Here is a 6360-nt window from a genome sequence, read left to right on the forward strand (position 1 = left end):
GGCTGCAGGCCGCGCGCGAACTGCCGCCGCACGACCTGCTGGACCGCATCGTCGCCGAGGGGGCGTATCGAGAGCGCGTCGCGGCGGTCGTGCCGCCGGAGCAGCGGGCCGCGGCGCTGAATGCGATCGACGCGCTGCTCGGCCAGGCGCTGACGCTCGACGGCGCGCGCTATGCGACACCGTACAACTTCGTCCGCGCGCTGAAGCGCCGCGCGCTGAAGGTGGCGCCGCCGGCGCAGCGCAACGCGGTGCAGTTGCTGACGGTGCACGGCGCCAAGGGGCTGGAGGCGCGCGTCGTCTTCATCATGGACAGCGCCCCCGAGCGCGCCGGCACCGACACCGCCACCGTGCTGGTCGACTGGCCGGTCGAGCTGGACCGGCCGGCGCGCTGTGCCTTCGTCTACTCCGAGGGCGACGTGCCGCCTTCCCTGGCGCCGGCGATGCTGGCCGAGCAGGTGGCGCGCCAGCGCGAGGAGCTCAACGGCCTCTACGTCGCGATGACCCGGGCGCGCGAGCAGGTGGTGTTCAGCCGCACCGAGCCGCACATCGCGGCGCCCGGCGCCTCGTGGTGGCAGCGCGTCGAGGCGCTGGTGGCGGCCTGGCTACCGGCCGACGTGGCATCGGCCGCGGCGGGGCAGGGGGCGTTCGCGCTGCCGGGCCTGCCGCAGGTGCCGGTGGTGGCCGACGTGGCACCGGCTTCCTTCGCGGCACGCGACGACCGCGCCTCGCGCCTCGGCCAGGCGGTGCACCGCACGCTGGAGTGGGCGACCGGCGCCGCCGGCGAGGCCGACCTGGAAACGCTGGCCACGGCCGCCGCGGCCGCGTTCGACAGCCCGCCGCGCGAGGTGCTGCGCATCGCGTCGACGATGCTGCGGCACGCGAGCGGCCGCCGCTTCTTCGACCGCACCGGCCTGCTGTGGGCGGGCAACGAGGTGGCGGTGGCGCAGGGTGACCAGCCGCTGCGCATCGACCGGCTGGTGGCGCTGGACGAAGGCGGCCGGCGCGTCTGGTGGGTGCTCGATTACAAGCTCGCCCACAAGCCGCAGGCGCAGCAGGCGTACCACGAGCAGATGCAGCGCTACCGCGACGCGGTGCAGGCGCTGCAGCCCGGCGAGCCGGTGCGCTGCGCGCTGATCGCCGGCACCGGAGAGGTCGTCGAGCTGGACATCTGACGCGCCGAACCCCGGCCCGCCGGCGGAAATTGGCACGGCTTTTCCGGGTTCATCAGCGCACCACGATGCGGCATTCGGTCGTCCAATAAGGCAACTTCGTCACATCGCGCCTCGCTCATGTCCGTTCCGGAGACTCCTGCCGCCAAGACCTCGCCGACACGCGCGTTCGGGCGCTATCAGCTGCGTCAGCTGCTGGGCAAGAGCGACCGCAGCATGGTGTGGCTCGCGTTCGACCCGCGTGCCTCGCAGGAGGTGATGCTGACGCTGCCGCGCGTGCAGCCCGCCGACGCCGCCGGCCTGGAGGCCTGGACGCGCGACGCCAAGCTTGCCGCCCGGCTCGACCACCCGAACCTGGCCCACGTGATCGAAGTGGGCGTGCAGGACCACTGGCCCTACGTCGCGGTCGACCGCGCGCTCGGCAGCACGCTGGCCGAACGGCTCGCGGCCACGCCCGGGCTGACCGCCAACGAGGCGGTGGGTTGGGTGATCCAGGCACTGGAAGGCCTGGCCTTCGCGCATGAAGCCGGTGTGGCACACCGCGACCTGCAACTGCACCATGTGCTGCTCAGCGAGCAGGGCACGGTGCGCGTGATGGCGCTGGCCGTTGCCTCGGCACCGGCCGCCACCGGCGAGACCGCCGCCGCGGACCGCGCCCACGACCGCGCGATGCCGATGGACCCGAACCAGCTGCGCGCCTCCCGGCTCGCGGCCGAGCGCGACGTGCTGTGTGCCGGGCTGGTGCTGCACCAGCTGCTGTGCGGCCAGCCGGCGCTCGACGAACCCGACACCGCCCGCGTGATCGACCGCCTGCCGCCGGTCGGCCGCGAGATCATCCGCCTGCCCTGGGGCACGCCGAAGCCGATTCCCGATGCGCTGCGCGCCATCGCCAACCGCGCGACCGACCGCCAGGAGCGCCAGCGCTATCACAGCGCCCGCACCATGCTGCGCGCGATGTCGGGCTGGCGCGAGACCGACGCGCAGGACAGCGGCGGCGCGATCGCGCTGCTGATCGACCGCATGCGCAGCATCGGCCACCTGCCGGCTGCGCCCGGTGTCGCGCAGCGCGTGGGCCGGCTCGCGATGGCCGAGGGCCAGCGCACCGACGAGATCGCCCAGCAGATCCTGCAGGACATGGCGCTCAGCTTCGAGCTGCTGCGCACCGTCAATTCGGCGCAGGTGCAGGGCACGCAGATTTCCGGCAACGGCCCGGTGCTGACGATCCGCCGCGCGGTGGCGTTGGTCGGGCTGAAGGGCGTGCGCACCGCGGCTTCGGTGCTGCGCGCCTGGCCCGGCCCGTTGTCGCCGGCGCACGCCGACGCGCTGCAGAAGCTGATGGACCGCGTGCGCCTGGCAGGCCACACCGCGCAGGTGCTGCGCCCGGCGGGCTACGACCCCGAGGTGATCTACCTGATCGCGACGCTGCAGAACCTGGGCCGCCTGATGGTGCAGTACCACTTCCCCGATGAAGCCGAACAGATTCGCCAGCTGATGCAGCCGATTCCGCCCGCCGAGCCGGGCGAGGCCGAGCAGCCGGGCATGACGGAAGAGGGCGCATCGTTCGCGGTGCTCGGCGTCGACAGCGAATTGCTGGGCGCCGCCGTGGCGCGCCACTGGGGCCTGAACGACGAGGTGCTGCACATGGTGCGCCGGCTGCCGCCCGGCCGCCCGGTGCGCAGCGCCGACAGCGACGGCGACGTGCTGCGCATTGCCGCGAGCGCCGCCAACGAGGCGGTCGACGTGGTCAGCCAGTTGCCGGCCGCGCGCATCGGTGCCGGCCTGGCCGCGGTGGCGCAGCGCTATGCGCGGCCGCTCGAGGTGACCGCGCGCGAGATCGGCGAGGCGCTGCAGGGCGCGCGCCAGGCGATGACGAGTGGCACGGTGCCGGTGTCGCCGCGCCATGCGCCGGCAGCAGATGACGCGACGCCGCCCGCGGGCGGCCTGCGCGGCCTGGCCGCGTCGCGCTCGCGTCCTCAGTAGCCCGTCATCCCCTCGATGCCAGCAGTCGCCATGGCCACGCGCCCGACCACCCTGGGCCGCTTCGAGCTGCGGCGCCTGCTCGGCAAGGGCGCGCAGGCGACGGTGTGGCTCGCCCACGACCCGCGCCTGGAGCGCGAGGTGGCCGTCAAGCTGATGCGCCCCGGTGCCGACACCGAATCGGTGGGCCACTGGCTGCAGGAGGCGCGCAGCGTCAGCCGGCTGACCCATCCGCACATCGTGCCGGTGTTCGAGGCCGACGTGCACGAGCAGCAGCCTTACCTTGTCTTCGAGTACGTGGCCGGCCCGACGCTGGCCGAGCAGCTGCGCGCGAAGGGCGCGATGCCGGCGCGCGACGCAGTGGAGATGATGCTCGGCGTGCTGGACGCGCTGAGCGCCGCGCATGCCGCGGGCGTGATCCACCGCGACCTGAAGCCGTCGAACATCCTGGTCGACGGCGAGGGCCGGGCGCGCGTGATGGATTTCGGCATCGCCGCGAGCGTGAATGCACAGCATGTGCAGCAGGTGGTCGGCACGCCGGGCTACATGTCGCCCGAGGCGACGCACGGGCTGAAGCCGGCGCCGGCGATGGACTTGTTCTCGGCGGCGCTGGTGCTGGCCGAGATGCTGTGCGGGCGGCAGCTGCTGATCGAGAAGGATCCGTTCCGCGCGATGTACCGCGTGGCGCACGAGGACATGGTGTGGCCGAAGGATGCCGCCGGCGATGCCGACGATGCGTTGCGCGCGATCGTGATGCGCAGCCTCGCACGCGACCCGGGGCAGCGGCATGCCGACGTGGCCGCGTTCCGCAAGGCCCTGCAGGAGTGGCTGGTGCCGGCCGGCAGCGATGCGCAGGCCCCTCAGGCGGCCCAGGGCGGCAGCGGCACGCTGGACTTCCTGCTGCGGCGCATGCGGCACAAGAGCGATTTCCCGGCGATGTCGGATTCGGTGGTGCGCATCCAGCGCGTCGCGAACTCGGAGACCGAGAGCCTGGCCAGCCTGTCAAGCGAGATCCTGAAGGATGTCGCGCTGACCAACAAGCTGCTGCGGCTGGTGAACACCGCGCACTACGCGCAGTCGGGCGGCGGCAGCATCAGCACGGTGTCGCGCGCGGTGGCGCTGATCGGCTTTGCCGGCATCCGCAACATCGCGCTCAGCCTGGTGCTGCTGGAGCACATGCACGACAAGGGGCATGCGAACCAGCTGAAGGAGGAGTTCCTGCGTTCGCTGATGGCCGGCTCGCTGGCCAACGAACTGCTGCCGGGGTCGAAGGAGGGCGAGGAGGCCTTCATCGGCGCGATGTTCCAGAACCTGGGCCGGTTGCTGACGGAGTTCTATTTCCCGGACGAGGCGCGCCAGGTGCGCAAGCTGACCGGCAGCAAGGGCGTGGGCGGCTCGACGATGGGCGAGCATGCGGCGTCGATCAGCGTGCTGGGCTTGAGCTTCGAGGAGCTGGGGCTGGGCATYGCGAAGGCCTGGGGATTCCCCGAGAGCCTGCAGCGCTGCATGCGCCGGCCGGTGGGCGATTTCCCGACGCGGCCGTGCGAGAAGGCCGACCGGTTGCGCTGGATCGCGATGGYGGCCAACGAGGTGACCGACGCGATGATGCAGGCCGAGCCGGGCCGCGCGAGCAGCGCGATCGCGGCGGTGGCGCAGCGCTATGCACGCGTGCTCGAGATCAGCCCGCGCGACATGCAGGCCGCGGCGCTGCTGGCGCAGCAGCGGCTGGCCGGGCTGGCGCAGGCGATGAGCCTGAGCGTGCAGCCGGGCTCGCCGGTGCGGCGCCTGCTGGAGCAGCCGGGCGGCAACGGCACCGCGAAGACCATCGTCAGCGATGCTGACAGCCTGGCGGGGCACGAGCTGCAGGCGACGATCGCGATCGACGTGACGGTGCCGGAGCAGAAGCCGTTCGACCAGGACGCGGCGGCGGCGATGCTGGGTGCGGGGATCCAGGACATCACGAACACGATGGTCGAGGACTTCAAGCTCAACGACGTGTTGCGGATGATCCTGGAGACGATGCTGCGTGCGCTCGGGTTCCGGCGCATCGTGTTCTGCCTGCGCGATCCGAAGACCGAGATGCTGACCGGCCGCTTCGGCATGGGCGAGGACGTGGACGGCGCGTGCAAGCAGTTCAAGGTGGCGCTGAAGCCGGCACCGGGCACCGCGCCCGACCTGTTCAGCGCAGTGTGCCTGAAGGGGGCCGACACGCTGATCTCGGATGCGACGGTGCCGAACATCGCGGCGCGGCTGCCGGCGTGGTACCGGCAGCAGGTGAATGCGCCGGCCTTCCTGCTGCTGCCGCTGCTGATGAAGGGCGCGCCGTTCGCGCTGATCTATGCCGACAAGGCACAGCCCGGCGGCATCGACCTGGGGGAGCGGGAGCTCTCGCTGCTGCGCACGCTGCGCAACCAGGCGGTGATGGCGTTCAAGCAGTCGCGCTGAGCGTCACGGCGAGGGGCTGGGCGGGTGCGGCGTAGCATCGGCCGCATGCGTATCTACGTGGTTTCTTATGCGGCAGCGCTCATCGTGCTGCTGGCGCTCGACGGCTTGTGGCTGGGGTTCATCGCGATCGACTGGTACCGCGCTGGCATCGGGCATCTGATGGCAGAGCAGGTCAACGTCGCCGCGGCGGCGGTGTTCTACCTGCTGTTCCCGATCGGCGTGGTGGTGTTCGCGGCGATGCCGGCGCGGGATGCGTGGCATGCGGCGCGGCTGGGTGGCCTGCTTGGGCTCCTCTGCTACGCGACCTATGACCTGACGAACCTAGCGACGCTGAAAGGGTGGCCGGTCGGGATCACGGTGGCTGATATCGCTTGGGGGACGTTGGTGGGGGTGTTGTCGGCGAGTGCTGCGCGATGGAGTTTGCGTCGCACAGAGTGATTCGGCATCCGCCGTTGCCGGATATACACGGATTATTGTGCGCCTGCAACAGATAATTGCAATGTCATTGAGGTATTGAAGATCCTGAGGACAAATGACCTCGAATGGAACTGAGTGGAGGCCGATGTCACACAGCGTATTGACGGCGGTTCATTCTCTTCGAGGTGTAGTAATGTTTGGTGTCCACTTTAAAAAAGACAATGTGCAAGATTTTGGGCTTGCGCGAGAGAAGGCTCTGAAAAAGCTGAAGGGTGGTATCCACGACAACGAGCGTATTGATCTTGTTCGGACAGAAACCGGGTACAAGGTTTCACGACGGTCTGTTCTGTTT

Annotated in this window: 4 protein-coding genes; all 4 read left to right on the plus strand. The window is 70.7% G+C overall.

Going from position 1 to position 6360, the window contains the following annotated elements; all coding sequences use genetic code 11:
- Positions 1 to 1172, plus strand: a 1172-nt coding sequence (locus AC1D15_RS14435) for a 3'-5' exonuclease (RefSeq protein ID WP_477826527.1), incomplete at its 5' end; no start/stop codon positions are given.
- Between the two features lie 117 nt (positions 1173 to 1289).
- Positions 1290 to 3149, plus strand: coding sequence for a serine/threonine protein kinase (locus AC1D15_RS14440; RefSeq protein WP_477826528.1), 1860 nt, complete (start codon positions 1290 to 1292; stop codon positions 3147 to 3149).
- Positions 3150 to 3179: 30 nt separating this feature from the next.
- Entirely contained in the window at positions 3180 to 5591 is a 2412-nt protein-coding gene (locus AC1D15_RS14445) for a protein kinase domain-containing protein (protein WP_477826529.1), read from the plus strand.
- 45 nt (positions 5592 to 5636) lie between these two features.
- Positions 5637 to 6029 (plus strand): DUF2177 family protein, encoded by a 393-nt coding sequence (locus AC1D15_RS14450; protein WP_477826530.1) that lies wholly within the window; start codon positions 5637 to 5639, stop codon positions 6027 to 6029.
- Positions 6030 to 6360 lie beyond the last annotated feature (331 nt).

This window comes from Rhizobacter sp. P2_H2 (assembly GCF_056403375.1).